The sequence below is a fragment of the Rhizobium sp. NZLR11 genome (assembly GCF_019685115.1).
Lineage (GTDB): Bacteria > Pseudomonadota > Alphaproteobacteria > Rhizobiales > Rhizobiaceae > Rhizobium.
The window spans coordinates 158,838-185,705 of the sequence record NZ_JABDWD010000003.1 but is presented as its reverse complement, the minus strand read 5'-3'; the positions used below and the strand labels follow the sequence as shown (position 1 = coordinate 185,705).

The window sequence follows — 26,868 nt, the reverse complement described above, 5'->3', positions numbered from 1 at the left end:
GGGTGGAAATGGAATGAGCGGCGGGCTTGTGAGTGCCTGTCTTATGGTCTTCGACAAAGCGGTTGAGAAGGCGATCGATATCGGTGTAGCAATCGATTTCAAAAGGATAATCGATATGCCTATCGCTGCCGCCAATTCGCTCGTTGCTCGTCTTTCACCCCCACCAATTCCCTCTGTCATCGCCTGGAGCCGCGAATATACCGGTGGAAAGGGCGCGCTCATCGATCTCTCGCAAGCAGTGCCGGGCTATCCGGCGCATCCGGAGATGCTGCGACTGCTCGGCGAGGCCGCCGCATCGCAGGCCATGACCGGCTACGGACCGATCGAGGGAGAGGCGGTCTTGCGGACGGCCTATGCGCGACATGTGAGCGGGCTTTACGGTGCGCCCGTCGGTGCTGAGAATGTCCATATCACCTCCGGCTGCAATCAAGCCTTCATGTGCGCGGCCATCGCACTTGCAGGCGCCGGCGAAACCGTAGCACTGACCAATCCCTTCTATTTCAATCACGATACGACACTGGCAATGCTCGGGATCAAACGTGCGTTGGTCGCATGTGATGCGGCCAATGGATTTCTTCCCGATCTCGCATCCGCCGAACAAGCGCTGGCTGCCGGAGCGCGCGCCCTGGCGATCGTCACGCCCAACAATCCGAGCGGCGCAGTCTATCCGCCGGCATTGTTGCATGATCTGTTCCTGTTGTGCCGGAAACACGGCGCCTGGCTGATCCTGGACGAGACCTATCGCGATTTCCTGGCGGCGGGTTACGGGCCTCCGCACGCGCTGCTCTCCGAGCCCGGATGGAAGGAAACGCTCGTTCTCCTTTACAGCTTCTCGAAGTCCTTCTGCATTCCCGGCCACAGGCTCGGCGCAATTACGGCGGGACCGAAGCTGCTCGCCGAGATCACCAAGGTCATGGACAATATGCAGATCTGCGCGCCGCGCTCAGCGCAGCATGCCGTCGCCGAGGCCTTGCCGGTGCTGGCCACCTGGCGGGCCGACAACCGGCTGGAAATCGCCAGGCGGGCGGATGCGTTGAAGGCGGTGATCGCTGAGTTGCCCGGCTGGGATATCGCCGCGATCGGCGCCTATTTTGCTTTCATCCGCCATCCGTTCGCCGATCAGCCATCCACGGTGGTCGCCGAGCGGCTTGCAAAACAGGCAGGTATCATTTCGATCCCCGGCGCCTATTTCGGCGAAGGGCAGGAGCGATATCTGCGCCTGGCCTTTGCCAACGCCGATACGGCTTCGATCGGCCTGCTCGGTGAACGCCTGCGCTGATCAGGCGGGGGTCGCGAACCGATTTGCGGGCATGGAGAGCCCGAGATTCTCGCGAAGTGTCGAACCTTCATATTCCTCGCGGAACAATCCGCGGCGACGCAGTTCCGGCAAGACAAGCGTCACGAAATCGTCGAGGCTTGCCGGCAAGGTCGGGAACATCAGGATGAAGCCGTCGGCGGCGCGCGTCTCGAACCATTCCTCCATGAAGTCAGCGATTTCGGCCGGCGTGCCGGTCATGCCGTTGCCCGTATGCTTTTCCGCATAATGGCGGATGAGTTCTCCTACGGTGCGGCCGTTCTTGACGAAGTCGACCAGTTCGTCGAAGAGCGCCCGCGAGCCCTTCGGCGCGTCCGGCAGCCGGTCCATCGGAAAAGGCTTGTTGAGAGGCACGCCGCGCAGATCCGCCTCCAGGAATTCCGAAAGCATCAGGCGACCAACATCGGGATGCATCTTGTCGATCAGATAATCGACCTTCGCCTGCGCTTCGGCTCTGGTCTCACCGACATTGATGACGACGCCCGGCATGATCTTGAGATCATTCGGGTCGCGTCCGTAGGCCGGCATACGTTTTTTCACATTTTCATAGAAGGCCCGGTTGCGGTCGATGTTGGACGCGAGGCTGAAGACGATCTCCGCCGTGCGCGCCGCCATTTCCATGCCGGGTTCGGAGCCACCGGCCTGCGCGATAACCGGGCGGCCCTGGGGTGTCCGGGCGATATTGAGGGGACCGCGCACTTGGAAATGCTTACCCTTGTGGTTCAGCGTATGATGCTTAGTCTTGTCGTAATAGACCCCGTTCTTGCGGTCGAGAAGTAGGGCGCCGTCCTCAAAACTATCCCACAGGCCGAAGACGACATCGACGAATTCGTTGCCTCGCTCATAGCGCAAGGCATGCGGATCCAGGCCCTCGCGATTGAAATTGTAGCCGGTCTCGTCATGGTCGGAGGTGACGACATTCCAACAGGCGCGGCCGCCGCTCAGATGATCTATCGAGGCGAAGAGGCGCGCGACGTTATAAGGCTCGTAGTAGCTCGTCGACACGGTTGCGACCAGACCAAGGTTCCGTGTGGTGACCGAAAGCGCCGATAGCAGTGAAAGCGGCTCGAAGCGGTTCATCTTAGTGGGAATACGGGCGAGAGCATCAGGATCGCCGACGGCTGCGGCGGGTGAATCCGCCATGAACATGAAGTCGAACTTTGCCGCCTCCGACCGTTTGGCAACCTCAAGAAGATGGGCAAAGTCGTTGGCGCCGTTGATATCGCTGGCAGGATGAAGCCACGATGCCGGATGGAAGCCGAACGTGTAGACAAAGGTGCCGAGCTTCATCTTACGCGCCATAAAATTCCAGCCTCCAAGATTGATGATTGTGCAAATTATCGCCGCGCCGATTTTTCGAGCAATAGTGCTGAACTATCTTTCATTTTAGTTTTTCTAAAAGATTGGCAAGATTTTCATTGCGGGGCGGAAATCCGCGCCTGCTGCCGCGAAATCGTCATCAGCCAATCGCGGAAGGCGGCACCATGGGATTTCTGCAGCGCTGACCTATCCCAGGCCAGGAAATAGCTTTCGCGAAGCGGGATCCGGATATCGAGGGGGATGACCAGCGCCTGAGCTTCCAGCTCATCGGCGATCATCGACATTTGCGCGAGGACGATGCCACGTTTTTTGACGGCAGCGTCGATCGCGCTACTTGATAAGGTGAAGGACAGTCCAGGCGTCGTTTCCCTGAGAGTCGCGCCCACTTTCGCGGCGAAGTCGACCCAACTGGGGTACGGGGTGAAGTGCCTTTCCCATTCGACATGCAATAGCGGATAGTCGAAAAGTTCAAATGCCGACGGCTTACGCTCTTGAATGAGCGCCGGCGAGCAGGCGGGCACGACCCAGTCGCGGAATAGTTCACTGTAATGCTCGTGCTGCAGCACGTCCGATCCGTAGCTGATGCGAAAGTCGATTTCGTCGAAGCCCATACGTGGCTCACTGTCGCGACCGATGATCCGGACATGGGCATCCGGATGAAGCGCCTGCCAGCCGAAGATAAGCCGGCCGATCCACTTATTGACGACGGAAGACAAGGCACTCAGGACGAGGGCATTTTCATTGCGTGCCCGCTCCAGCATGCGTTCGGCAATCGCGAATTGCTCGAAGCCTTTGGATATCTCCTGATGATAAAGCCTGCCCCAGAGGGTCAGCTCCGTGGTGCGGCCGTTGCGCTCCAGAAGCGTCACGCCCAGAAAGCTTTCGATCTTGCGCACCTGCTGGCTGATCGCGCCGGGCGAAACGTTCAATTCCAGGGCAGCGGCCGTCACGCTGCCGCAGCGGCCGACGGCTTCGAAGGCCTGCAAGCCTTTAAGCGGAATGGCTTTGAAGCGGCGCGGCGCACTCACGTTGCGTTTCTCCGGGACGAATAGTCGGACATTTCCTGCTCGGTCGGCTGAAAGTCACCGGCGAATTGAAAGCGGTCGCCGGGATGGGTGATTTCGACATAGGTGACGGTCCGGCCATTTTGCCATGTCTGGCGAATGAGCGTCAGGCAGGCGTCACCACGCTCGGTCTCGAGCAGCCTGGCGGTGGCCGGATCTGCGGAAACGGCGCGAATGATGTGCCTTGCCTTCGACCACGGCACCTGCTCCAGCAACCATTTGGCCGGCGGAACGGATGCGAAGTTTTCATTCCTGGCAAGCGGTACGGCATCAAGCATGATGATGCGTCGCTCGATTGCGTTCGGCTTGCCGTCGACGAGGTGCAGACATTGCAGCTTGAGAACCTCCGCACCCGGACTTTCACCCAATAAGACGGCCCCTGACGTATCCAGTTTCTCTATCTGCCGCTTCAGTATGCGGTGGTCGTGCTCGTGTCCGGCAAGCTGCGCCTCGGTACTGATATCCTGAATATCCATGACCGTGCGATCGATCTGCCGCGAGGCGACAAAGGAGCCTGTCTTGCGCCGCCGGACGATCATGCCGCGCTCGGCGAGCGCCGACAGCGCCTTGTTCACGGTCATCCGCGAGCATTGGTATTGGTCGGCGAGTTCATGCTCGATCGGGATACGCTGGCCAGGTTTCCAGTCGCCATTCATGATCTTCGCCTCGATGTCTCCGAAGATTCTATGATGAATTGAGACCAACACTCACCTCGATCCCGCGACGGCGTTCAGATCCTGGCCTCAATGCGAGGCGGCTTCGGCCAAAGGTCCGGCACGTTTTTTGCTTTTCAAGACTTTTACATTGACACTGTATGCCGAGCTATATCTATTTGTATAGACAAAAGCGGGCCAGAGAAGCTCGTTCGGCGGGAAACGCTGGGGAACCTGGACTCTTCCGCTGGAAGGGCAAAACTGGAGAGAAGATCATGAAGAAGAATTCATTGCTCAAAGGGTTGATGAGCGCCGCGTTCCTGCTCGGGGCGACACTTTCCGCGCACGCTGCAGATACGCTGGCGACGGTCAAGGCCGCCGGCACCCTGAAGGTCGGCACCGAGACGGCCTTCGCACCCTTTGACTTCATCGACGCTGGTGAGCATGTCGGATTGAACGTCGATCTTTTCGACGAGATCGGCAAGGAGCTCGGTGTGAAGATCGAGTGGGTGACGTTGCCCTGGGACGGCGTTTTCCCTGCTTTGGAAGCCGGAAAATTCGACGTGGTGGCCGGCCCGGCGACGATTACCAAGAAACGCATGGAGCGCTATCGCTTTACGCCGCCGCTGGCCGAAGCGACCATAGCCATTCTCAAAAAGGCGGGCGATCAAACCATCAGCAAGCCGGAAGACATCGCTGGCAAGAAGATCGGCGTCGGCAAGGCAACCTCGCAGCTCGATCAGCTCAAGGAATTCTCCGAGACATTGCCGACGAAAGCGGACATTCGTGAATATCCGGCCTTTACCGAATCCTATGCCGATCTTGCCGCCGGTCGCATCGCCGGCGTGGCAAACTCTCTGCCGAACATCGCATTCGTCGCCAAGCAGCGTGAGGGTGTCTTCGAAGTCGTGCTGCCGCCCTTCGGCAAAAAATCCTATTTCGGCTTTATCGGCCTGAAGGATACCGATCACACGCCGCTAATGGATGCGATCGATGCCGCGATGCTGAAGATAAAGGCGGACGGCAGAATGGCCGCGCTGCAGAAGAAGTGGTTCGGCGCGACCTTCGACACCCCGGATTCGGTCAAGGACCCAGCATTCTGATCGATTGATCGTCATCACCAATCATGCCCCGGATGTGCCGGGGCATGATTGGAAGCATATCCGGTTTCATGACCGCCAAGGGGACGACATCCAACCCTCATGTCCTTCAAACTCTTCGAATTGCTGCTGCAGGCTTCGATCTATACGGTCACGATCAGCGTCGTATCAATCCTAATCGGTTTCGCCATTGCGATCCTGCTGTCGGGCATGCTGCTTTCGCTGCGGCGCCATCTGGTGCTGCCTGCCCGGATTTTTATCAGCTTTTTTCGCGGTGTGCCGCTGCTCGTGCAATTGCTGCTGATTTACAATCTTCTGCCAGTTATTGGCATCAATGTGCCAAGCGTTGTGGCGGCGGTCATTGGCCTGTCGCTCTGTACCGCCGCTTATCAAGCGGAGAACCTGCGGGGCGGCTTTGCCAGTGTTCCCGTCGGGCTGGTCGAATCCGCTGAAATGGTCGGCTTGACGCCCGGTCAGATCTTCCGCCGCATCAAGGTTCCGACCGCCCTTCGCCTGACATTGCCTGCCCTCGTCAACGAAGCGATCCTCATTCTCAAGGCGTCGTCTCTCGTCTCCGTTGTCGGCATTGTCGAATTGACGCGCATGGCGCAGGATCTCGCCGGCAGCACCTTTCTGCCCCTGCAGCTCTTCGCGTCAGCCGGCTTGATCTATCTGGTGATCAACTGGATCGTCGCATTGGCCGGCGGCCTGATCGAACGCTCTCTTCCTGGAGCACCCCGATGAGCTTCGACATCAACGTCCTCATCGAGCAATGGCCTGCGATCGTCAGCGGCGCGGGCGTCACGATCATGATTTGGGTTTTCGGCACGATTGCCGCCGCCGCCCTTGGCTTTCTGCTGGCTGTCGCCAGGCAATATGGCGGTCTGGTGGTCGATAAGGCGCTTGGTCTTATTGTCGCGGTCCTGCGCGGTACACCCTTCCTGATCCAGATATTCCTAGTCTATTATGGCGGTCCTTTCGTCGGTCTGTCGCTCGATCCCCTACCCGCCGGGCTGATCGGCATCTCGATCTATGGTGCGGCCTATTTTAGCGAAATTTTCCGCTCCGGCTTTCGGGCAGTCCCAAGGGGGCACATCGAAGCCGGTGAATGCGTCGGCCTCACGCAAGGGCAGATCGTCAGGCGCATCCTGCTGCCGGAAATGACCATGCTGGTGCTGCCGCCGTCGGTGAACATGGCGGTGATCCTCATAAAGGAGACGGCAGTACTGTCGATCATTACCGTGCCGGAACTGACGGCGACATTGAGCGCCATAGGCTCGCAGCAATACGCCTTCGTGGAAGCGCTTTCCGCGCTGGCGCTCTTTTATTGGGTGCTGGTCGAATTCACCGGCCGGCTTGGCAATCTCGCCGAAACGAAACTTTCCAGATTCAGGTTTTTCAACGCATGAGCGTTCCCGCAATCGCAGTCAACAATCTTGTCAAGAAGTTCGGGGATTCCACTGTCCTGCAAGGCATCGACCTCGAGATAGCGCAGGGACAAGTCTCCTGCCTGATCGGCCCTTCCGGCTCCGGCAAGAGCACGCTTTTACGCTGCATGGCCTTTCTCGAAGAGGCAACCCGCGGCACGATTGCCATCAATGGCGAGGTACTTGGCTTCAGCGAGAACGCCGAGGATGTGCGGGAGCGCGTTCCTGCGGCTACGAACCGAACAATCCGCGCCCAGATCGGCATGGTCTTCCAGCAGTTTAATCTTTGGCCGCACATGACGGCGCTCGGCAATGTCAGCGAGGCACTAAAGATGGTTCACAGGCTGAGCCGCAAACAGGCCGAGGATCTGGCGTTGGCTCAGCTTGTGAAAGTCGGGCTGGAAGCGCGTGCCGGGCACTATCCCTCGCAGCTTTCCGGCGGCCAGCAACAGCGTGTCGCCATTGCCCGCGCATTGGCGCTCAAGCCTAAGATCATGCTGTTTGACGAACCAACCTCTTCGCTCGATCCGGAGCTAACGGGCGAGGTGCTGAATGTCATGCGCGATCTGGCGGCCGAGGGCATGACCATGGTCGTGGTCTCACACGAGATCGGCTTCGCCGCGACGGTCGGTCAGCAGATCATCTTCCTCGACCATGGCAAGGTACTGTTTACAGGGGCGCCGCAAGACGTGTTCAAGAAACCGCGAAATCCGCGTCTGGAGCAGTTCCTAGACACCTATCTCGATCGCGGCGCGTCCATGCTTCTCTAAGCGCAGCTGCAGCTATAGCAACAGGCTCAGTGAAACCGTCGCCGTAACGTTAGCGGTGGCCGTCGCTGGCATCTGACGTTTCTTACCCAGAGCGGCTAGGACCGCTCAAGCTTCTCAGGATCTACCCCTAAAGCGACGGCGTCTCTTCCAGCAGCTCGCGGACGAAGTCGAACATGCCATGGCGGCGGTCGCGGCGCAGGCGTTCGGCTTTGACGATCGACTGGACGGCGTCGAACGCGGCATTAAGATCGTCGTTTATGATGACGTAGTCGTATTCGCGCCAGTGGGCGATCTCGGCGCGGCTGTTGGCGAGGCGCGTCTGAATGACCTCCTCGGAATCCTCGGCGCGGCGGTGCAGGCGCGACTGGAGCTCGGTCATGGTCGGCGGCAGCACGAAGATCGAGACGACGTCGGCCGACATCTTCTCCTGCAGTTGCTGGGCGCCCTGCCAGTCGATATCGAAGAGCATGTCACGGCCTTCTGCCATCGCCTGCTCGACCGGCTCACGCGGCGTGCCGTAGAAATTGCCGTGCACCTCGGCCCATTCGAGCAGCGCGTCGCTATCGCGCAGCCGCTCGAACTCGCGCACACTCTTGAAGTGGTAATGCACATCCTCGACTTCGCTCGGGCGGCGCTGGCGCGTGGTGACGCTGACGGAGAGGCCTATTTGCCTGTCCTGCTCCAGCAGCGTACGCGCGATGGTGGACTTGCCGGCGCCCGACGGCGACGAGATGACAAGCATCAGACCGCGGCGGGCGATCTGGACGGGCGAGGGTTTCGCCGGTTTCATGTCCTACTCCAAATTCTGGACCTGCTCGCGGAACTGGTCGATCACAACTTTCAGCTCGATGCCGGCGGCGGTAACCGCCGAGGCATTCGACTTCGAGCAGATGGTATTCGATTCGCGGTTAAATTCCTGTGCAAGGAAATCGAGCCGGCGCCCGGCAGGGCCATCTTTCACCAGGAGATCGCGCGCTGCGGCGACGTGCGCCTTCAGACGATCGATTTCCTCGCGCAGATCCGCCTTGGTCGCCAGCAATGCGGCTTCGGCATGCAGCCTGTCGCGGTCGAGCGCGGCCATGCCGTCCATCAACAAGGCGACTTGCGCGGCAAGCCGTGCGGCGATCTCCTGCAGCGAGCGTGAGGGATCGGCCGCGATCGTGCGCGTCAGACCGTCGATTGTCGTGACATGGTCGAGGAGAATGCGGGTCAGCGCCGCCCCTTCCTGCTCTCGCATGGCTCTCAGATCTGAAAGCGCGGCCAACAGGCCGGCTGCGATATCGGCATCACGGGCGGCAAGCGCTTCCTCGCCATCCTCGCTTTCCCGGAATTCAACGATGCCGCGCACCAGAAGCAGCGTATCGAGCTTCAGCGGCGCCGGATCAATTATCCCGTCCAATTGTTCGCGCATGGCAAGCACGGCGGCAAGCGCTTGCTTGTTCAGCACTGCATCGAAGCGGTTCTCGTCGGCGGTGACGGACAGCGATGCCTGCAGGTTGCCGCGGCTGAAGCTTTCGCCGGCGAGGCGGCGGACGTCTGCCTCCATACGTTCGAGGCCGGGTGGCAGGCGCAGCCGCAGATCGAGGCCCTTGCCGTTGACCGAGCGCAGTTCCCATGCCCAGCGCCAGCGGCCGCTCGTTCCCTCGCGCCGCGCAAAACCGGTCATGGACTGCAAAGCCATCCGAGCCTCCAGAAACTATCAGTTAATCTTCTTTTTCTTCGGCGGCACGACGGTCGCGCCGTCATCCGCCGGCTGTTCTTCCGGCTGGCCGTCGACGGCGATGCTCGGATCCGAGCCCTTGTCGGCTTCGAGCTTGCGCCAGTGCTTGACGTTGGCGTTGTGCTCCTCGAGCGTAGCAGCGAAAACATGGCCGCCGGTGCCGTCGGCGACAAAGTAGAGATCCTGGGTCTTCCAGGGATTGGCGACGGCTTCCAGCGCATCCTTACCGGGATTGGCGATCGGCGTCGGCGGCAGACCCTTGATGACATAGGTGTTGAATGGCGTGTCCCGCTTCAGGTCCGACTGGTAGATCGGCCGGTCGGCCGGTTTGCCGTCGCCGCCGAAGAGACCGTAGATGATCGTAGGGTCGGACTGCAGGCGCATGCCCTTGCCGAGGCGGTTCAGGAAAACCGAGGCGACATGGGCACGTTCGTCGGCAACGCCGGTTTCCTTTTCGACGATCGAGGCGAGCGTCACGAGTTCTTCCTTGGACCGCAGCGGCAGCGAAGAGTCGCGCTTGTCCCAGATCTGATCGACGATTTTCTGCTGTGCCGCCTCCATCTGCTCGATGATTTCCGAGCGCTTGGTGCCGCGCGAGAACTTGTAGGTATCCGGGCGAAGGCTGCCCTCGGCCGGAAGGGCGGCCGGCAGGTCGCCTTCCAGCACCCGATCCTCCAGCATGCGGTTGAACATCTGGCGGACCGTCAGGCCTTCGGGGAAGGAAACAGAATAGAGAATGGATTTGCCCGATTTCAGAAGCTCCATGATATCGCTCATGGAGGCTCTGGCCTTGATCTCATATTCACCGGCCTTCAGGCTCTCGCCGGCAGAAAGATGCGTTGCCGTGAGATAACGGAAGATGCGGGCATCGCCGATGATCGCGTTGCGTTCGAGGTTCGTCGCAATTTCGGCCAGACCGGCGCCATTGCGGATAATGAAATTGGTATTGGTCTGCAGCGGACCGGGGTTCAGATAGGTCGATGTGGCGTAGTAGAAGGCGATGATGGCGACAACGCAGACCACAACTGCCATCGTCATGATGAAGTTCAGGAAAAGAACCACCTGGCCGCGGGCTTTCTTGGACCGTTTCGGCGGCTCCGGAACGCGCTCCGGACGCAGGGCTTCGCTGGGCGACTTCGGGATGATCGGCCCCTTCTGCGCCTGGGTATCGTTGCTCTGGTTCGTCGTATCGCTCACCGGCAATCCTCTAAAACTTGACCCTCACTTCGCTATTTCGCGAAGCAATGCGGCAAAAGCAGGTTCTGCCGCCGTTCAACGGCGCTTCCGCTCATTATGCTCGCGCGCCCCGCTACGCAACGCAGAGGACGGTTGCGGCGCAAGAGACACCCATTACACCGCGCGGACAGGACCGTTATTGCGCGTAACGGCGCAGGACGAGCGACGCGTTCGTGCCGCCAAATCCGAACGAGTTGGATAGCGCCACATTGATTTCTCGCTCACGTGCCTTGTGCGGAACAAGATCGATCGCCGTCTCGCGTTCGGGATTGTCGAGATTGAGCGTCGGCGGCGCGGTATTATCGCGGATGGCAAGCGTGGTGAAAATCGCCTCGATCGCGCCGGCAGCACCGAGAAGGTGCCCGGTTGCCGATTTTGTCGAAGACATGGAGATCTTCGGCGCCGCATTGCCGACCAGCCGCTCGACGGCGCCGAGTTCGATCGTGTCGGCCATGGTCGAGGTGCCGTGGGCGTTGATGTAGTCGATATCGGCCGCCGTCAGCCCGGCGCGCTTCAGCGCCATCGCCATGCAGCGGCCGGCGCCCTCGCCGTCTTCGGACGGAGCGGTGATGTGATAGGCGTCGCCCGACAGGCCGTAGCCGACGATTTCGGCATAGATCTTGGCGCCGCGCGCCTTGGCGTGTTCAAGCTCTTCGAGCACGACGATGCCGGCGCCCTCGCCCATGACGAAGCCGTCGCGGTCGCGGTCATAGGGGCGCGAGGCCTTCTGCGGATCGTCGTTGTGCTGAGTCGACAGCGCCTTGCAGGCGGCAAAGCCGGCGAGCGAAATGCGGCTGACCGGGGATTCTGTGCCGCCGGCGACCATGACGTCGGCATCGCCGAGTGCAATCAGCCGCGCGGCATCGCCGATCGCATGCGCGCCTGTCGAGCAGGCGGTGACGACCGAATGATTGGGTCCGCGCAGCTTGTGGCGGATCGAAACCTGGCCGGAGACGAGGTTGATCAGGCGGCCGGGAATGAAGAAGGGGGAGATGCGGCGGGGGCCCTTGTCGCGCAGTGTGTACCCTGCCTCGACGATGCCTTCGATGCCGCCGATGCCGGAGCCGATCAGCACGCCGGTGGCGATCTGGTCCTCATCGGTCTCGGGATGCCAGCCGGCATCGGCAAGCGCCATGTCGGCGGCAGCCATGCCGTAGATGATGAAGGGATCGACCTTGCGCTGCTCTTTGGGCTCCATCCACTGATCGACATTGAAGGTGCCGTCGGTGCCGTCGCCGACGGGAATGCGGCAGGCGATCTTGGCGGGAAGGTCGTCGACCTCGAATTCGGTGACCAGGCGGGCGCCGTTCTGACCGGCAAGCAGCCGGGACCACGTCACCTCGGTTCCGCATCCTAAGGGTGATACCATGCCGGTACCCGTTATGACGACACGTCTCATCGCGTGCTTTCCCCCGTCTCTTATGTTCTATGGAGAAATATGCCGAAAAGAAAAGGGCGGACTCCAGGCCCGCCCTTTCTTAAAATTACAGGATCAGGCCTGGGCCTTCTCGATAAACTTCACGGCATCGCCGACCGTCAGGATCGAGTCGGCGGCGTCGTCAGGAATTTCAACGCCGAATTCTTCTTCGAAAGCCATGACAAGTTCGACCGTGTCGAGCGAGTCGGCGCCCAGATCGTCGATAAAGCTGGCGCTCTCGACGACCTTGTCGGCATCGACGCCAAGATGATCAATAACAATTTTCTTTACGCGTTCTGCGATATCGCTCATGTCGGTTTCCTCGACCTTATGTCCTGATCGGAATGCCGTTGCGGCACCCCTACCCTGTTTCAGCCTGCGATGTTTTCAGACATCCTCGGCAAACTCTTTTACCCGGCTTCAGAGATGTCCAGGCTTGCAAAAAGCCGGCCGGTCCGTCTGCTTTCTCGGGACGACTGTTGACAGTCATGGCCCGCTTAACATGCTTTATGTCTGCCGCAAAGCGAGAAAATCAACGGTTCGTGATTGCTCAACATGCTATTGGCGGAAATATCCCCATGCCAGCGGTTTGTCGTTTCAGATCATCGCCATGCCGCCGTTTACGTGCAGCGTCTGGCCCGTCATATAGGCAGCCTCGGAGGACGCAAGATAAGCGACCGCCGAAGCAACCTCACCGCCCGTGCCCATGCGCTTCATCGGGATCGCTCCCATAATCGCTTCCTTCTGCTTGTCGTTCAGCTTGCCGGTCATGGCGCTTTCGATGAAGCCTGGCGCCACGCAGTTGACCGTCACGTTGCGGGTGGCGATCTCCTGGGCCAGCGACTTGGTGAAGCCGATCATGCCGGCCTTGGAGGCGCAGTAATTGGTCTGGCCCGCATTGCCGGTGACGCCGACGATGGAGGTGATGTTGATGATGCGGCCATAGCGGCGACGCATCATCGGATGCGTCAATTCGCGCGTCAGCCGGAAGGTCGACGTCAGGTTCACTTCAAGAACGGCATCCCAATCCTCGTCGCTCATGCGAACGAACAGGCCGTCCTTGGTGATGCCGGCATTGTTGACGAGGATATCGACGCCTTCGAGTTCGGCCTCGGCCTTCTGGCCAAGCGCCTTGACCTCATCGCGGTCGGAAAGGTTTGCCGGGAAGATCTTTACGCGCTCGCCGAGTTCGGCGGCCAGCGCTTCCAGCTTCTCGACGCGGGTGCCGTGCAGACCGACGATAGCGCCCTGCTTATGAAGAAGGCGGGCGATTTCCTCGCCGATACCGCCCGATGCGCCGGTGACGAGAGCCTTGCGGCCGGAAAGATCGAGCATGGAAACGTTCCTTATCTTTGGATATCTGGATCTTTGGATATCTGGAAATACCAATCAGGCCATGAGGGCGGCGACGGCCGCGTCGATATCCGCCGGACCGTTGACGGAGATGCCGTTGATCGTCTTGTCGATGCGGCGGGCAAGGCCGGTCAGCACCTTGCCGGAGCCGAGTTCATAAAGCGTCGTCACGCCATTGCCGGCGAACCATTCCACCGTCTCGCGCCAGCGCACCTGACCGGTCACCTGATCGACTAGGAGGCCGGCGATCTCATCGGCGCTGGTCACGGGCGCGGCACGGACATTGGCAATGAGGGGCACGACGGGATCGGCCTTGGCGACCGTTGCCAGCGCTTCGCGCATGGCCTCGGCGGCGGGCGCCATCAGTGTCGAATGGAACGGAGCGGAGACCGGCAGCAGAATGGCGCGCTTGGCGCCCTTGTCGGTCGCCAGGCCGGCGGCCTTTTCGACAGCTGTCTTCTCACCCGAGATGACGATCTGGCCGCCGCCATTGTCGTTGGCGATCTGGCAGGCGCCGAGGACGGCCGCTGCCTCGCAGACGGCGACGACGTCGGCATGTTCGAGGCCGATGATCGCGGCCATAGCACCGGCACCGACAGGGACGGCCGCCTGCATGGCATTGCCGCGGATGCGCAACAGCCGCGCGGTGTCGGCGAGCGAAAAGGTTCCGGCGGCGCAAAGTGCCGAATATTCGCCGAGCGAGTGACCGGCGACGTAGGCGACCTTGGACTTCAGATCCAGCCCTTTGGCCTCCAGGACGCGGACGACGGCGATCGAGACAGCCATCAGCGCCGGCTGGGCGTTCGCCGTCAGGGTTAACGTATCCTCGGGACCGCTGAACATGACGTCCGAAAGCTTTTCACCGAGCGCCGCATCGACCTCTTCGAAAACGACGCGGGCTTCGGCGAAATTCTCGGCGAGATCCTTGCCCATGCCGACGGCCTGACTGCCCTGACCGGGAAAAGTGAAAGCAATGGTCATTCTCGTGTCCCTGGCTGATGCCCCTGATTGCGCCCCATGAGGCTGTTTTGCCTCCAATTGACATTCTTTCGGGCAGAGTCAAGTGGCGGCTCATTCTCCGCAAAGCCTTTCTCCCCGGCGCAAAAGCCAGGTTTTTGCTCTTGCGCTCCGCCAAATCGAGCCTAGATTTGCGCGGACCCTCCCTAAGGCTTCACCTCTCTCCCAAGGTTTTCCCATGCAGTACAATTCACTAGGCCGCACCGGCATTTCCGTTTCAGAGATTTGCCTTGGCACCATGACCTGGGGTTCGCAGAACAGCGAAACCGACGCTCACGCGCAGATGGATTACGCCGTCGAAAAGGGCGTCAATTTCTTCGATACCGCCGAACTCTACCCAACCACGCCCGTTTCGCCGGAAACACAGGGCCGGACCGAAGACTATATCGGCAGCTGGTTCGGCAAATCAGGCAAGCGAGGAGATATCGTGCTCGCCACCAAGGTCGCCGGCCGCGGCCGCGATTATCTGCGCGGCGGCGAAGGTGCGGATGCCAGGAATATACGGCTGGCGCTCGAGGCCAGCCTGACGCGGCTGAAGACGGATTACGTCGACCTCTACCAGATCCACTGGCCGAACCGCGGTCATTTCCATTTCCGCCAGAACTGGAGCTACAATCCCTTCAACCAGGATCGCGACCAGACCGTCGCCAATATGCTCGACATCCTGGAAACCCTCGGCGCACTGGTGAAGGAAGGCAAGATCCGGGCGATCGGCCTTTCCAACGAAACCACCTGGGGCATCCAGAAATACCTGACACTGTCAGAACAGAAGAGCCTGCCGCGCGTCGCCAGCGTCCAGAACGAATACAATCTGCTCTACCGCCATTTCGACCTCGATCTCGCCGAACTCTCGCACCATGAGGATGTCGGGCTGCTCGCCTATTCGCCGCTCGCCGGCGGCATCCTGTCCGGTAAATATGTCGATGGCCTCAGGCCGAAAGGTTCGCGCGGCTCGATCAACCACGATATCGGCGGCCGCCTGCAGCCGCTGCAGGAGCCGGCGACCAAAGCCTATCTGGCGATCGCGGCCAGTTACGGCCTCGACCCAACGGCCATGGCGATCGCCTTCTGCCTGTCGAGGCCCTTCATGGCCTCGGCCATCATCGGCGCAACCTCGATGGAGCAGCTGAAAGTCGATATCGGCGCGGCCGAGCTGACGCTTTCTAACGACGTGCTGGCGGAGATCGCCAAGGTGCATCGGCAGTATCCGCTGCCGCTCTGATTATATTCCTTGATTTCGATTTAAGGAATTATGCAATAGCCAGACGCTACCGATTGGTCTGCGTCGGGCTCGAGTGTCCGATTGAGCTTGCGTTTGCCCGAAAAATCCGTATAAGCCGCCCTGTTCGTTAACCCGGTCTTCTGGCTGGTGGCTGAACGGAGGGCCGGTTTCCTGTTGGAAATCGTTCGGAACGGAAGCGTTCCAGCCTCCCGTGTCTCCGCTCTCGACCGTCTCGGAAACGCTTTCTTGCCTGGGTCCGCCCAATCAGGAGCAGTCGTTGAGGCTTAGCCGCCGAATATCGGGTTGAACCAAACGCAAGAAAGGCAAAGCTGTCATGGCTCTTTATGAACATGTATTCCTTGCCCGGCAGGATATTTCCGCTCAGCAGGTCGATGCCCTCGTAGAACAGTACAAGGGTGTGATCGAAGCTAACGGCGGTAAAGTCGGGCGTATCGAGAACTGGGGCCTCAAGTCCCTTACCTATCGCATCAAGAAGAACCGCAAGGCGCACTACGCCCTGATGGACATCGATGCACCGGCTGCTGCCGTCCAGGAAATGGAACGTCAGATGCGCATCAGCGAAGACGTTCTTCGCTACATGACGATCGCCGTCGAGAAGCATGAAGAAGGGCCGTCTGCCATGACGCAGAAGCGCGACCGCGACGACCGTCCGCGCGAAGGCGGCCGTGGCCCGCGTGAAGGCGGCTTCGGCGATCGTGACCGCGGCCCGCGTCCGCCGCGTGAAGGTGGCTTCGACGACCGTCCGCGCCGTCCGCGCGAAGACCGTGTATAAGGGAGATCCGAGATATGTCTGAAACTTCCTCCGCTCCGGTCCGCCGCCCGTTCCATCGCCGCCGCAAGACCTGCCCGTTCTCCGGCGCCAACGCGCCGCGGATCGACTACAAGGACGTACGTCTGCTGCAGCGCTACATTTCCGAGCGCGGCAAGATCGTTCCGTCGCGCATCACGGCTGTTTCCCAGAAGAAGCAGCGCGAACTCGCCCAGGCGATCAAGCGCGCCCGTTTCCTCGGCCTGCTGCCCTACGTCGTAGCCTAATAGAATATGTGACCCCCGGATTCCTGATCTGGGGGTTGCCTCCCTTCTGCGATGGGCGCGGATCGGAACTCTTAAAACCCATGTTGAGACGTTTCTGAATTCGATTCAGCAACATCCTCTAACTGCTTGATGAAGCAGGACAGCGACCTTGAAACGACCGGATCTTAAAACGCTGCTGATCGGCGCACTCGCCGGATTGACCGCCGCCCTGCTGGTGCTGGGCGCGAGCGTGCAGCCGTCGTTTTTCAGCGCGCTCCTCTACACGGCCTCGGCGCTGCCGATCCTGATCGTCGGGCTCGGCTGGGGCAATGCCGCGGCGATCTCGGCCGTTGCCACTGCAGCGGCGCTCGGCGCGATCTTCATCTCGCCTTCCTTTGCGCTGATCATGACGCTGGTGACGCTCTTGCCGGCCGGCTGGCTCAGCCACCTCGCCAATCTCGCTCGCCCCGCCTCCGAACTCGGCGGCCCTGACCACCTGCTTGCCTGGTATCCGCTCTCCGATATTCTGCTGCATCTCTGCGGCCTGGTGACGATCGCCGTCATCGTCATCGGCGTGATGATCGGCTATGGGCCGGAGATCACCGATCCGATCGTCGATCTGCTGATCACCTCGGTCAAGCAGCAGCAGCCGGAATTCATGCCCGATCCGGCAGCCACCGCGCAGACCAAGTCGCTGATCCTGCTGATGCTGCCGGCTTTGCAGGGCGGCATGTGGGTCAGCATGCTGTTTGCCGCCTATTATTTCGCCGTGCGCATCGTCGCAGCGTCAGGTCGCGGCCTTCGCCCGCGCGAGGACATTCCCTCGTCGCTGCGCATGAACCGCAACTCGATCTTCATCTTCCTCGCCGGGCTTGCCGCCTGCTTCTTCGGCGGCGTTCCGGCGCTGGTCGGCGCGACGGTGATCGGCACCTTCGGCGCCGGCTTCGTGCTTTCCGGTTTCGCCTCGCTGCATTTCCGCACGCGCGGCAAGGACTGGCGCATCCCGGCCCTCATCCTTAGCTACCTGGCTTCGATGCTCATGCTGCTGCCAGCTCTCCTCATCCTCGTCCTCGGTCTCAGCGATACGCGCAAGGCGATCGCGCTGACCCCGACGAAAGATGCTGATGCCCCCAAACAATCCGACACGAAAATTTGAGACACAAGAAAGGCAAAAGAAAATGCAAGTCATCCTTCTCGAACGCATCTCCAAGCTCGGCCAGATGGGCGAAACCGTAAAGGTTCGCGACGGCTTTGCCCGTAACTACCTGCTGCCGCTCGGCAAGGCGCTGCGCGCCAACGCCGCCAACAAGACCCGCTTCGAAGCCGAGCGTTCGACGCTCGAAGCCCGCAACCTCGAGCGCAAGTCGGAAGCCCAGAAGGTTGCCGACGTTCTCGACGGCAAGTCCTTCATCGTCGTGCGTTCGGCCGGCGAAACCGGCCAGCTCTATGGTTCGGTCGCTGCCCGTGACGTCGTCGATATTCTCGCCGCCGAAGGCTTTAACATCGGGCGCAATCAGGTTCACCTCAACACGCCGATCAAGGCGATCGGCCTGCACAAGGTCGAGCTGCAGCTGCATGCCGAAGTCGAAATCCACGTCCAGCTGAACGTTGCCCGTTCTGCCGAAGAGGCAGAGCGCCAGTCCAAGGGCGAAGAACTCACCTCGGTCGACGCCATCTACGGCGTCGACGAAGACGCTCTGCGTCCTGAAGATTTCTTCGATCCGGAAGCCGACGGCGTCGACGAAGACGAAGCATAATATCGTCGGAGCAATCCACGACAGGAAGCCCGGCCACAGCGCCGGGCTTTTTCGTTGGGGATGTTTCGGATGTTTTTGCTGCGAGCCTTATCGCATCGCGCTAAAATAGAGTTCTCCGAAACGGATGGGCTGAGTCGGCGCCATACCGTGTCGTGCGGGTGACACTGCCGGTATTTCTCCTTTGCGTCGCCCAGGACTGTGGAGAAGTCGAACAACGTGCACAGCGTTCAGGATTTAAGCGAAGCGAGCCCCCGCTCCCCTCGCAGCCTCTTGATTTTCGCGTCCGGAATTGCAAATCCGGAGCTGGAAAAAGACAGAACGGATGATGATGAACGACGCCGCTCGAAAGATTGCAGCCGTTGCTCCCTCGGAGCAGCATTATCGCGAAGCACCCAACAATATCGAAGCCGAGCAGGCGCTTCTGGGTGCTATCCTGATGAACAACGACGCCTATTACCGGGTGTCGGACTTCCTGAAGCCGATTCATCTCTATGAACCGCTGCACAGGAAGATCTTCGAGGTTGCCGGCGATATCATCCGCATGGGCAAAATCGCCAATCCGGTGACGATCAAGACCTTCCTGAAGGCCGACGAGAAGGTCGGCGACATGACGGTTTCGCAATATCTGGCGAGCCTCGTCAGCAATGCCGTCACCGTCATCAATGCCGAGGATTACGGCCGGGCGATCTACGATCTGGCGCTGCGCCGGGCGCTGATCACCATCGGCGAAGATGTCGTCAACATCGCCTACGACGCGCCGCTCGACATGCCGCCGCAGTCGCAGATCGAGGATACCGAACGCCGCCTCTTCGAACTGGCGGAAAACGGCCGCTACGACGGCGGCTTCCAGGCCTTCAATGATGCGGTTGCGCTGGCGATCGACATGGCGGCCGTCGCCAAGGAACGCGACGGCGGGCTTTCCGGCATTTCCACCGGCATCCATTCGCTGGATTCCAAGATGGGCGGCCTGCAGCGTTCGGACTTGATCGTGCTTGCCGGACGTCCCGGCATGGGCAAAACCTCGCTTGCGACCAATATCGCCTACAATATCGCCGCCGCCTACGAAGGCGAAGTCCAGTCGGACGGCAGCACGAAGGCGAAGAACGGCGGCGTCGTCGGTTTCTATTCGCTGGAAATGTCGTCGGAACAGCTTGCCACCCGTATCATCTCCGAGCAGACGGAAGTCTCCTCCTCGAAGATCCGCCGCGGCGACATCAACGATGCCGATTTCGAAAAGCTCGTCGCCTGCTCGATGATGATGCAGAAGGTGCCGCTTTATATCGACCAGACCGGTGGTATCTCGATTGCCCAGCTTTCGGCGCGCGCGCGCCGTCTCAAGCGCCAGCGCGGCCTCGACGTGCTTGTGGTCGACTACATTCAGCTGATGACCGGCTCGGGCAAATCCAGCGACAACCGCGTGCAGGAAATCACCCAGATCACCACCGGCCTGAAGGCGCTGGGCAAGGAACTCAACGTTCCGATCATCGCTTTGTCGCAGCTCTCGCGTCAGGTCGAAAGCCGCGACGACAAGCGGCCGCAGCTCTCCGACCTTCGCGAATCCGGCTCGATCGAGCAGGACGCCGACGTTGTGCTCTTCGTGTTCCGCGAGGAATACTACGTCAAGAATTCGGAACCGCGCGACATCCACGATCCGAAATATCCGGAATGGGAAGCGCTGTTCGACAAGGTGAAGGGTACCGCCGACGTCATCATCGCCAAGCAGCGCCACGGGCCGACCGGCACGGTGAAGCTCGCCTTCCAGGCGGAATTCACCCGCTTTGCCGATCTCGCCGATCCGTCCTTCACCCAATATGAAGAGCACTGATCGCGCAGCGATGCTGCAGCGCCGGGCTTTCCATTGACAAAATCGACCTTTAAACTGGCCGGAGAATCCTTCTCCGGCCTCTTTTCGATGTGGATCATGAGCGATTTTCTCGACGCCCCCGAAGACGATAATTTTGCCTCGGCAGGCCTGCGACTGACCGTCGACCTGACGGCCTTGACGGAGAACTGGCGCGACATGGCGCGCCGCTCCGGTGCGGCGCGCGCCTCGGCGGTCGTCAAGGCGGATGCCTACGGCATGGGTATCGAGGATGCCGGCGAGGCGCTCTACATGGCAGGCGCCCGGGACTTCTTCGTCGCGACCGTCGACGAGGGTGTGACGCTTCGCCTCTATGCGCCCGAGGCGCGCATTTTCGTGCTCTCGGGCATATGGCCGGGCACCGAGCGGCGCTTCTTCGACAACGATCTGGTGCCGGTGATTTCTTCTGACGAGCAGCTCGCCTTCTGGATGGCGGTACTTGCCGATTATGGCGACTACCCCTGCGCGCTGCATGTCGATACCGGCTTCAATCGGCTGGGATTGCACATGGACGACGCGATCGCGCTCGCCGACGACGTCTCACGGCCGGCGAGCTTCGCGCCGGTGCTCGTCATGAGCCATCTCGCCTGCGCCGACGATCCCAGCCATGCGATGAACCGGCAGCAACTCGAATCATTCCACAGGGTTAGCGCCGCCTATGAAGGCATCGATTCAAGCCTTGCCGCCTCGGCCGGCATTTTCCTCGGCGAGGATTATCACTTCGACCTGACCCGTCCCGGCATCGCGCTTTATGGCGGCGAGGCGGTCTGCGGCATGGCCAATCCGATGCGGCCGGTGGCAACCGCCGAGGCCCGCATCATCCAGGTGCGCAGCGTCGAGGCCGGCGAGACCGTCAGCTACGGGCGGGCGCTGCAGCTTGGCCGCAGAAGCCGGCTGGCGATCGCTTCGGCCGGTTATGCCGACGGCTACATGCGCAGCCTGTCGAGCGGCGGCGTGCCGCTGCGCCAGACCGTACCGCAGGGTGGGCAAGGCTTCATCGCCGGACAGAAGGTGCCGGTCGCGGGCAGGATTACCATGGACCTGACGATCTTCGATGTGACGGATCTACCTGACAACGCCGTGCGCGCCGGGGATTATGTCGAGCTGTTCGGAAAGAACATGCCCCTGGACGATGTGGCGCGGGCGGCAGGCACGATCGGATACGAGATCCTGACCAGCATGGGGCTCCGCCACGAGCGGCGCTATGTCGCCGACGAGGAATAACCTACCCGTCAGCGGCTGCTGAGCGCAAGGCGGACGCCGAGCGCCAGGAAAAGCGCGCCGAGGCCGCGATCGAGCCATAACCCAATTTTTTGATTATGCCTGAGCGCATCGGCAAGGCGCCCTCCGAGGAGGACGAGCGGCGGCTCGATGAAGGCAGCGACGACGATGATCAGCCCGCCATGCAGCATGAGCTGGGCCCATGCCGGCCCTGCCCCTTCAACGACGAATTGCGGCAGGAAGGCCAGGAAGAAAATCGCCACTTTCGGATTGAGCAATGAAACCAGAATGCCCTGTCGGTAGATCCTTGCTGCCGGCATTTTTTCACCGGCAGTCTTTATCAGACCATTGCCGCCGCCGGCGCGCAAAGCCTGGATGCCCAGCCAGACGAGATAGGCGGCGCCGATCCATTTGACCGCGGAGAAGGCGACGGCCGAAGCGGCGAGCACGGCGGAAAGGCCGAGCGCTGCCATCAGAACATGCAGGCAGGCGCCGGACCAGACGCCGAACAGCGCGGAAAAACCGGCACGTTTTCCGCTTTTCATCGTGTGACCGAGGATGAAGGCGATGTCGGGGCCGGGTGACAGGTTGAGCAGGACCGCCGCCGAGAAAAATGCAAACCAGTGCGCAAACGAATAATCGAACATCTTCCACCGTTCAGAATGAGCAGAGGCAAAGCATAGGCACGGGAGGCACTGATGGGAAAATCATTAGTTTTGATCCGTCGCGATAGCCATTATCTCAAGCACGACAATGATTCGATGAAGCGGCGCGACTGCCTCACTCGGGAACCCGGACTGAAAGAGTGATTGATGGCGAAGGCCAGGACACAATTCATTTGCCAGAGTTGCGGCACGATCCACAACCGCTGGGCCGGCAAATGCGAGAACTGCGGCGAGTGGAACACCATCGTCGAAGAGGACCCGATGGGCGGGATCGGCTCCGGCCCCGGCAAGACGCCGAAGAAGGGCCGGCCGGTGGCGCTGACGGCGCTGTCCGGTGAAATCGAGGAGGCGCCGCGCATCCATACCGCCATGTCGGAACTCGACCGGGCGCTTGGCGGCGGCTTCGTGCGCGGGTCGGCGGTGCTGATCGGCGGCGATCCCGGTATCGGCAAATCGACGCTGCTGATGCAGGCGGCCGCCGCTCTTGCGCGGCGTGGCCACAAGATCATCTACGTCTCCGGCGAAGAAGCTGTGGCGCAGGTCCGGCTGCGGGCACAGCGCCTTGCGGCGGCCGATACCGACGTGATGCTGGCGGCCGAAACCAATGTCGAGGATATTCTGGCGACACTTGCCGAGGGCAAGCGGCCGGATCTCGTCATTATCGATTCCATCCAGACGCTGTGGAGCGAACTGGCCGAATCCGCGCCGGGAACGGTGACGCAGGTGCGCACCGGCGTGCAGGCGATGATCCGTTTCGCCAAGCAGACCGGCGCCGCCATGGTGCTGGTCGGGCATGTCACCAAGGACGGGCAGATCGCCGGCCCGCGCGTCGTCGAGCACATGGTCGACGCCGTGCTCTATTTCGAGGGCGATCGCGGCCATCACTACCGTATCCTGCGCACGGTCAAGAACCGCTTCGGCCCGACCGACGAGATCGGCGTTTTCGAAATGTCCGACAAGGGGCTGCGCGAAGTCGCCAATCCCTCGGAACTCTTCCTCGGCGAACGCAACGAAAAATCGCCGGGCGCCGCTGTCTTTGCCGGCATGGAGGGCACGCGTCCCATTCTCGTCGAGGTGCAGGCGCTGGTGGCGCCGACCTCGCTCGGCACACCACGGCGCGCCGTGGTCGGCTGGGATTCGGCCCGGCTGTCGATGATCCTCGCGGTGCTGGAAGCCCATTGCGGCGTCAGGCTCGGCCAGCATGACGTCTACCTCAATGTTGCCGGCGGTTACCGCATCACCGAACCGGCGGCCGATCTCGCCGTCGCCTCGGCGCTGGTTTCCTCGCTTGCCGGTATTGCCCTTCCCGCCGATTGCGTCTATTTCGGCGAAGTCAGCCTGTCGGGCGCCATCCGGCCGGTTGCGCACACCGCCCAGCGCCTCAAGGAAGCCGAGAAGCTGGGCTTTTCCGCAGCACTGCTTCCATCCGCCTCCGCCGAACTGCCGAAGGGCTCCGGCGGGCGGTGGAGCGAGGTCGAAAGCCTGCCGGATCTGGTGGCGCGCATCGCCGGCTCGAAGGGAGCGCTGCGTGTGGAAGACGAGGTTTGATCCTTTCATTGCCAAGATTGGTAATGATATAGGAGGCACACGATAAGGCACGACGCGGCCGCCAAGCGGCAGTCCTGGAGTTGAATTTACATGCCCATTACGATTTTCGACGGTATTGTCATCGGCGTCGTGCTCTTCTCCGCCGTGCTGGCGATGGTCCGCGGCTTTTCGCGCGAGATCCTCTCAATCGCGAGCTGGGGCGGATCGGCGGCGGCGGCCTATTACCTCTATCCGTACCTGTTGCCCTACGCGAAGAAATATACCGATGACGACCGCATCGCGATCGTCGGTTCGGCAGCGGTCGTCTTCCTGATCGCGCTCATCGTCATTTCTTTCATCACGATGAAGATTGCCGATTTCATCATCGACAGCCGCGTCGGCGCGCTCGACCGCACGCTCGGTTTCCTGTTCGGGGCAGCGCGCGGCGTGCTGCTGCTGGTCGTCGCCGTCGCCTTCTGGAACTGGCTGGTCGATGTCGACCACCGCCCGGCCTGGGTCAACCAAGCAAAATCGAAACCCTTCCTGGATTCGATGGTCGTGAAGCTGAAATCGGTTCTGCCGGAGCAATTTGCCCAGATGATACCGGCGAGCATCCGTGATAAGCTTCAGCCGCCGGCACAGGGCGCCGAAGGCACCAATCCGCCGACGGGCGACCAGGCACCGGCAGAAGACGCACCGACCGCGCCTGCACAGCAGCCAGCGAATTGACACAGTGTTCAAGAGCTTGACCCGCCCTCCGGCAATTGCCATTTGAGCGGGATGTCAAATAAGGGGTCCGGCCGGGCATTCCAGCTCTGCCGGGCTTCAGTTATTTCTGGAAATGCCGATCCATTCTTGTGAGAGCAGAGGCCCGCAGAAATGAACCAGTCCCATTCCTTCCCGACCGACGATCCGCTCGACGGAGATACGCTGCATGAGGAATGCGGGGTTTTCGGAATTTTGGGACATCCCGATGCCGCGGCACTGACGGCTCTTGGTCTGCATGCGCTTCAGCATCGCGGACAGGAAGCAGCCGGCATCGTCTCGTTCGACGGCAAGCGCTTCTATCAGGAGCGCCATATGGGCCTGGTCGGCGACCACTATACCAATCCGATGACGCTCGCCCGCCTGCCCGGCAGCATGTCGATCGGTCATACCCGCTACTCGACGACAGGCGAAGTCGCCATGCGCAACGTGCAGCCGCTGTTTGCCGAACTTGAGGAAGGCGGGATCGCCATTGCCCATAACGGTAATTTCACCAACGGCCTGACGCTGCGCCGCCAGATTATCGCGACCGGCGCCATCTGTCAGTCGACGTCCGATACCGAAGTGGTGCTCCATCTCATCGCCCGCTCCCGCCACGCTTCCACGTCCGACCGCTTCATCGACGCCATTCGCCAGATGGAAGGCGGCTATTCGATGCTCGCGATGACGCGCACTAAGCTGATTGCCGCGCGTGACCCGACCGGCATCCGCCCCCTGGTGATGGGCGAACTCGACGGCAAGCCGATCTTCTGCTCGGAAACCTGCGCGCTCGACATCATCGGCGCCAAGTTCATCCGCGACGTGGAAAATGGCGAGGTCGTCATCTGCGAAATCCAGCCCGACGGCTCGATCAGCATCGATGCCCGCAAGCCCGGCAAGCGGCAGCCGGAACGGCTCTGCCTGTTCGAATATGTCTATTTCGCCCGGCCGGACTCGGTCGTCGGCGGCCGCAACGTCTATACGACGCGCAAGAATATGGGCATGAACCTCGCCAAGGAATCGCCCGTCGAGGCCGACGTTGTCGTGCCGGTGCCGGACGGCGGCACGCCGGCGGCTCTCGGCTTCGCACAGGAAAGCGGCATTCCCTTCGAATACGGCATCATCCGCAACCACTATGTCGGCCGCACCTTCATCGAACCGACCCAGCAGATCCGCGCCTTTGGGGTGAAGCTGAAGCATTCGGCCAACCGGGCGATGATCGAAGGCAAGCGTGTGGTGCTGGTCGATGATTCCATCGTGCGCGGCACGACGTCTCTCAAGATCGTCCAGATGATCCGTGAAGCGGGCGCGCGCGAAGTCCATCTCCGCGTCGCCAGCCCGATGATCTTCTTCCCCGACTTTTACGGCATCGACACGCCCGATGCCGAAAAGCTCCTGGCGAACCAGTATGCCGATGTCGACGCCATGGCCAAATATATCGGCGCGGACTCGCTTGCCTTCCTGTCGATCAACGGGCTTTACCGCGCCGTCGGCGGCGAGGACCGCAATCCTGCCCGGCCGCAATTCACCGACCACTACTTCACCGGTGACTATCCGACCCGCCTGCTCGACAAGAACGGCGAGTCGATGGGCAACAAGCTTTCGATGCTTGCCAGCAACGGCTGAGCCGCCGCTGCTTTGACTTCCCTTCCGAGGGGCTCGTGCGCCCCTCGCCATCGCAAGCAAGTCCGGAACCGGAACAGATGAACATCAATCTTGAGGGCAAGATCGCACTCGTCACCGGTGCATCGCGTGGCATCGGCTATTTCACGGCGCTGGAGCTTGCGAAAGCCGGCGCCCATGTGATCGCCTGCGCCCGCACGGTCGGCGGGCTCGAGGATCTCGACGATGCGATCAAGGCGGTCGGCGGCACGGCGACGCTCGTCCCCTTCGACCTGGCCGACATGAATGCGATCGACGCACTCGGCGGCTCGATCTTCGAGCGCTGGGGCAAACTCGATATCCTCGTCGCCAATGCCGGCGTGCTCGGCGTCATTTCGCCGATCGGTCATATCGAGGCGAAGGTGTTCGAAAAGGTGATGACCATCAACGTCACTGCCACATGGCGGCTGATCCGGTCGGTCGATCCGCTGCTGACCCGCTCGGATGCCGGCCGCGCCGTCATCCTGTCCTCGGGTGCCGCCCACAAGTGCCGGCCCTTCTGGGGCGCCTACTCCGCTTCCAAGGCGGCCGTCGAGGCGCTGGCTCGGACCTGGGCCGGCGAGAGCCAATCGACGCCGCTGCGCATCACCAGCGTCGATCCGGGCGCCACCCGCACGGCGATGCGCGCCCAGGCGGTGCCGGGCGAAGATCCGCAGACGCTGCCGCATCCCTCCGAGATCGCCAAGGCGATCCTGCCATTGACGGGGCCCGGTGTGACCGACACGGGCAAACTGTTCATCGTGCGGGAAAACAAGCTCGTCGACTACCGCCTGCCGGAGTAG

Annotated in this window: 27 protein-coding genes; 16 read left to right on the top strand and 11 right to left on the bottom strand. The window is 61.2% G+C overall.

What is annotated here, in order from left to right:
• Positions 1-115 precede the first annotated feature (115 nt).
• On the top strand, positions 116-1,279 hold the full coding sequence (locus tag HJB83_RS07195) for an aminotransferase (RefSeq protein WP_207583664.1): 1,164 nt from the start codon (positions 116-118) through the stop codon (positions 1,277-1,279).
• On the opposite strand, the gene HJB83_RS07190 is transcribed toward HJB83_RS07195, so the two are convergent.
• The 3 genes from HJB83_RS07190 to HJB83_RS07180 all read right to left on the bottom strand — a co-directional run bounded on the left by HJB83_RS07190 (position 1,280) and on the right by HJB83_RS07180 (position 4,403).
• Positions 1,280-2,617: an LLM class flavin-dependent oxidoreductase gene (locus tag HJB83_RS07190; RefSeq protein ID WP_207583663.1), complete on the bottom strand. Its 1,338-nt coding sequence runs from the start codon at positions 2,615-2,617 to the stop codon at positions 1,280-1,282. It lies immediately after the preceding gene.
• A 113-nt stretch (positions 2,618-2,730) separates the two neighbouring features.
• The gene (locus tag HJB83_RS07185; RefSeq protein WP_221131497.1) at positions 2,731-3,663 is read right to left on the bottom strand and encodes a LysR family transcriptional regulator; all 933 of its coding nucleotides are present in this window, start codon (positions 3,661-3,663) and stop codon (positions 2,731-2,733) included.
• Complete coding sequence (locus HJB83_RS07180; RefSeq protein ID WP_221131563.1) at positions 3,660-4,403, bottom strand: UTRA domain-containing protein; 744 nt, start codon at positions 4,401-4,403, stop codon at positions 3,660-3,662. The genes HJB83_RS07185 and HJB83_RS07180 overlap by 4 nt, the downstream gene beginning before the upstream one ends.
• A 224-nt stretch (positions 4,404-4,627) precedes the next feature.
• Here HJB83_RS07180 and HJB83_RS07175 point away from each other — a divergent pair, with 224 nt between their 5' ends.
• From HJB83_RS07175 to HJB83_RS07160, 4 genes are all read left to right on the top strand, one after another.
• Complete coding sequence (locus HJB83_RS07175; protein WP_207583661.1) at positions 4,628-5,455, top strand: transporter substrate-binding domain-containing protein; 828 nt, start codon at positions 4,628-4,630, stop codon at positions 5,453-5,455.
• A 99-nt stretch (positions 5,456-5,554) separates the two neighbouring features.
• Entirely contained in the window at positions 5,555-6,196 is a 642-nt protein-coding gene (locus HJB83_RS07170; protein ID WP_164008695.1) for an amino acid ABC transporter permease, read from the top strand.
• The gene (locus HJB83_RS07165; protein ID WP_221131496.1) at positions 6,193-6,861 is read left to right on the top strand and encodes an amino acid ABC transporter permease; all 669 of its coding nucleotides are present in this window, start codon (positions 6,193-6,195) and stop codon (positions 6,859-6,861) included. Before HJB83_RS07170 ends, HJB83_RS07165 begins: the two co-directional genes overlap by 4 nt.
• Positions 6,858-7,649, top strand: a complete 792-nt coding sequence (locus HJB83_RS07160; RefSeq protein ID WP_221131495.1) for an amino acid ABC transporter ATP-binding protein — start codon at positions 6,858-6,860, stop codon at positions 7,647-7,649. Before HJB83_RS07165 ends, HJB83_RS07160 begins: the two co-directional genes overlap by 4 nt.
• 127 nt (positions 7,650-7,776) lie before the next feature.
• Here the strand turns inward: HJB83_RS07160 and gmk are convergent, their stop codons facing one another.
• From gmk to fabD, 7 genes are all read right to left on the bottom strand, one after another.
• Positions 7,777-8,439 carry a guanylate kinase gene (gene gmk / locus HJB83_RS07155; RefSeq protein WP_207583658.1) on the bottom strand — a complete coding sequence of 221 codons (663 nt, stop codon included), beginning with the start codon at positions 8,437-8,439 and terminating at the stop codon, positions 7,777-7,779.
• A gap of 3 nt (positions 8,440-8,442) precedes the next feature.
• Complete coding sequence (locus HJB83_RS07150) at positions 8,443-9,330, bottom strand: YicC/YloC family endoribonuclease (protein WP_221131494.1); 888 nt, start codon at positions 9,328-9,330, stop codon at positions 8,443-8,445.
• An 18-nt stretch (positions 9,331-9,348) separates the two neighbouring features.
• Positions 9,349-10,566: an endolytic transglycosylase MltG gene (gene mltG / locus HJB83_RS07145; protein ID WP_221131493.1), complete on the bottom strand. Its 1,218-nt coding sequence runs from the start codon at positions 10,564-10,566 to the stop codon at positions 9,349-9,351.
• A gap of 175 nt (positions 10,567-10,741) precedes the next feature.
• Positions 10,742-12,004, bottom strand: coding sequence for a beta-ketoacyl-ACP synthase II (gene fabF, locus HJB83_RS07140; RefSeq protein WP_221131492.1), 1,263 nt, complete (start codon positions 12,002-12,004; stop codon positions 10,742-10,744).
• A gap of 93 nt (positions 12,005-12,097) precedes the next feature.
• The gene (locus HJB83_RS07135; protein WP_003547058.1) at positions 12,098-12,334 is read right to left on the bottom strand and encodes an acyl carrier protein; all 237 of its coding nucleotides are present in this window, start codon (positions 12,332-12,334) and stop codon (positions 12,098-12,100) included.
• Between the two features lie 285 nt (positions 12,335-12,619).
• Positions 12,620-13,357, bottom strand: a complete 738-nt coding sequence (gene fabG / locus HJB83_RS07130) for a 3-oxoacyl-[acyl-carrier-protein] reductase (protein WP_207583654.1) — start codon at positions 13,355-13,357, stop codon at positions 12,620-12,622.
• 54 nt (positions 13,358-13,411) lie between these two features.
• Positions 13,412-14,356, bottom strand: coding sequence for an ACP S-malonyltransferase (gene fabD, locus HJB83_RS07125; RefSeq protein ID WP_207583653.1), 945 nt, complete (start codon positions 14,354-14,356; stop codon positions 13,412-13,414).
• A gap of 214 nt (positions 14,357-14,570) precedes the next feature.
• Here fabD and HJB83_RS07120 point away from each other — a divergent pair, with 214 nt between their 5' ends.
• The 7 genes from HJB83_RS07120 to alr all read left to right on the top strand — a co-directional run bounded on the left by HJB83_RS07120 (position 14,571) and on the right by alr (position 21,491).
• On the top strand, positions 14,571-15,614 hold the full coding sequence (locus HJB83_RS07120; protein ID WP_207583652.1) for an aldo/keto reductase: 1,044 nt from the start codon (positions 14,571-14,573) through the stop codon (positions 15,612-15,614).
• 334 nt (positions 15,615-15,948) lie between these two features.
• Positions 15,949-16,407, top strand: a complete 459-nt coding sequence (gene rpsF, locus HJB83_RS07115; protein WP_207583651.1) for a 30S ribosomal protein S6 — start codon at positions 15,949-15,951, stop codon at positions 16,405-16,407.
• Between the two features lie 14 nt (positions 16,408-16,421).
• Positions 16,422-16,670, top strand: coding sequence for a 30S ribosomal protein S18 (gene rpsR, locus HJB83_RS07110; protein WP_003547038.1), 249 nt, complete (start codon positions 16,422-16,424; stop codon positions 16,668-16,670).
• 148 nt (positions 16,671-16,818) lie between these two features.
• On the top strand, positions 16,819-17,805 hold the full coding sequence (locus tag HJB83_RS07105) for a DUF2232 domain-containing protein (protein ID WP_164008680.1): 987 nt from the start codon (positions 16,819-16,821) through the stop codon (positions 17,803-17,805).
• A 22-nt stretch (positions 17,806-17,827) separates the two neighbouring features.
• The gene (gene rplI, locus HJB83_RS07100; protein WP_207583650.1) at positions 17,828-18,406 is read left to right on the top strand and encodes a 50S ribosomal protein L9; all 579 of its coding nucleotides are present in this window, start codon (positions 17,828-17,830) and stop codon (positions 18,404-18,406) included.
• Positions 18,407-18,734: 328 nt separating this feature from the next.
• A complete protein-coding gene (locus HJB83_RS07095) occupies positions 18,735-20,231 on the top strand; it encodes a replicative DNA helicase (protein WP_207584280.1) in 1,497 nt (498 codons plus the stop codon).
• A gap of 87 nt (positions 20,232-20,318) precedes the next feature.
• Positions 20,319-21,491 (top strand): alanine racemase, encoded by a 1,173-nt coding sequence (gene alr, locus HJB83_RS07090; protein WP_405049167.1) that lies wholly within the window; start codon positions 20,319-20,321, stop codon positions 21,489-21,491.
• Between the two features lie 8 nt (positions 21,492-21,499).
• Here alr and HJB83_RS07085 read toward each other — a convergent pair whose 3' ends face one another.
• Positions 21,500-22,135: a LysE family translocator gene (locus HJB83_RS07085; RefSeq protein ID WP_207583648.1), complete on the bottom strand. Its 636-nt coding sequence runs from the start codon at positions 22,133-22,135 to the stop codon at positions 21,500-21,502.
• A gap of 165 nt (positions 22,136-22,300) precedes the next feature.
• Here HJB83_RS07085 and radA point away from each other — a divergent pair, with 165 nt between their 5' ends.
• The 4 genes from radA (at position 22,301) to HJB83_RS07065 (ending at position 26,868) form a co-directional block, all read left to right on the top strand.
• Positions 22,301-23,701 (top strand): DNA repair protein RadA, encoded by a 1,401-nt coding sequence (gene radA, locus HJB83_RS07080; RefSeq protein ID WP_221115283.1) that lies wholly within the window; start codon positions 22,301-22,303, stop codon positions 23,699-23,701.
• A gap of 90 nt (positions 23,702-23,791) precedes the next feature.
• A complete protein-coding gene (locus HJB83_RS07075; RefSeq protein ID WP_164008666.1) occupies positions 23,792-24,409 on the top strand; it encodes a CvpA family protein in 618 nt (205 codons plus the stop codon).
• 150 nt (positions 24,410-24,559) lie between these two features.
• On the top strand, positions 24,560-26,050 hold the full coding sequence (purF, locus tag HJB83_RS07070) for an amidophosphoribosyltransferase (protein ID WP_207583646.1): 1,491 nt from the start codon (positions 24,560-24,562) through the stop codon (positions 26,048-26,050).
• 77 nt (positions 26,051-26,127) lie between these two features.
• A complete protein-coding gene (locus HJB83_RS07065) occupies positions 26,128-26,868 on the top strand; it encodes an SDR family NAD(P)-dependent oxidoreductase (protein WP_207583645.1) in 741 nt (246 codons plus the stop codon).

What these genes read in the sequence shown, in the direction of transcription:
- HJB83_RS07195 (WP_207583664.1), top strand. Translation starts at nt 116, where the DNA reads ATGCCTATCGCTGCCGCCAATTCGCTCGTTGCTCGTCTTTCACCCCCA.
- gmk (WP_207583658.1), bottom strand. Translation starts at nt 8,439, where the DNA reads ATGAAACCGGCGAAACCCTCGCCCGTCCAGATCGCCCGCCGCGGTCTG.
- HJB83_RS07065 (WP_207583645.1), top strand. Translation starts at nt 26,128, where the DNA reads ATGAACATCAATCTTGAGGGCAAGATCGCACTCGTCACCGGTGCATCG.
- HJB83_RS07085 (WP_207583648.1), bottom strand. Translation starts at nt 22,135, where the DNA reads ATGTTCGATTATTCGTTTGCGCACTGGTTTGCATTTTTCTCGGCGGCG.
- HJB83_RS07160 (WP_221131495.1), top strand. Translation starts at nt 6,858, where the DNA reads ATGAGCGTTCCCGCAATCGCAGTCAACAATCTTGTCAAGAAGTTCGGG.
- HJB83_RS07190 (WP_207583663.1), bottom strand. Translation starts at nt 2,617, where the DNA reads ATGGCGCGTAAGATGAAGCTCGGCACCTTTGTCTACACGTTCGGCTTC.
- fabG (WP_207583654.1), bottom strand. Translation starts at nt 13,357, where the DNA reads ATGCTCGATCTTTCCGGCCGCAAGGCTCTCGTCACCGGCGCATCGGGC.
- HJB83_RS07165 (WP_221131496.1), top strand. Translation starts at nt 6,193, where the DNA reads ATGAGCTTCGACATCAACGTCCTCATCGAGCAATGGCCTGCGATCGTC.
- HJB83_RS07095 (WP_207584280.1), top strand. Translation starts at nt 18,735, where the DNA reads ATGAACGACGCCGCTCGAAAGATTGCAGCCGTTGCTCCCTCGGAGCAG.
- alr (WP_405049167.1), top strand. Translation starts at nt 20,319, where the DNA reads ATGTGGATCATGAGCGATTTTCTCGACGCCCCCGAAGACGATAATTTT.
- HJB83_RS07120 (WP_207583652.1), top strand. Translation starts at nt 14,571, where the DNA reads ATGCAGTACAATTCACTAGGCCGCACCGGCATTTCCGTTTCAGAGATT.
- rpsR (WP_003547038.1), top strand. Translation starts at nt 16,422, where the DNA reads ATGTCTGAAACTTCCTCCGCTCCGGTCCGCCGCCCGTTCCATCGCCGC.
- fabF (WP_221131492.1), bottom strand. Translation starts at nt 12,004, where the DNA reads ATGAGACGTGTCGTCATAACGGGTACCGGCATGGTATCACCCTTAGGA.
- HJB83_RS07150 (WP_221131494.1), bottom strand. Translation starts at nt 9,330, where the DNA reads ATGGCTTTGCAGTCCATGACCGGTTTTGCGCGGCGCGAGGGAACGAGC.
- HJB83_RS07175 (WP_207583661.1), top strand. Translation starts at nt 4,628, where the DNA reads ATGAAGAAGAATTCATTGCTCAAAGGGTTGATGAGCGCCGCGTTCCTG.
- HJB83_RS07075 (WP_164008666.1), top strand. Translation starts at nt 23,792, where the DNA reads ATGCCCATTACGATTTTCGACGGTATTGTCATCGGCGTCGTGCTCTTC.
- radA (WP_221115283.1), top strand. Translation starts at nt 22,301, where the DNA reads ATGGCGAAGGCCAGGACACAATTCATTTGCCAGAGTTGCGGCACGATC.
- HJB83_RS07170 (WP_164008695.1), top strand. Translation starts at nt 5,555, where the DNA reads ATGTCCTTCAAACTCTTCGAATTGCTGCTGCAGGCTTCGATCTATACG.
- rplI (WP_207583650.1), top strand. Translation starts at nt 17,828, where the DNA reads ATGCAAGTCATCCTTCTCGAACGCATCTCCAAGCTCGGCCAGATGGGC.
- fabD (WP_207583653.1), bottom strand. Translation starts at nt 14,356, where the DNA reads ATGACCATTGCTTTCACTTTTCCCGGTCAGGGCAGTCAGGCCGTCGGC.
- HJB83_RS07135 (WP_003547058.1), bottom strand. Translation starts at nt 12,334, where the DNA reads ATGAGCGATATCGCAGAACGCGTAAAGAAAATTGTTATTGATCATCTT.
- rpsF (WP_207583651.1), top strand. Translation starts at nt 15,949, where the DNA reads ATGGCTCTTTATGAACATGTATTCCTTGCCCGGCAGGATATTTCCGCT.
- purF (WP_207583646.1), top strand. Translation starts at nt 24,560, where the DNA reads ATGAACCAGTCCCATTCCTTCCCGACCGACGATCCGCTCGACGGAGAT.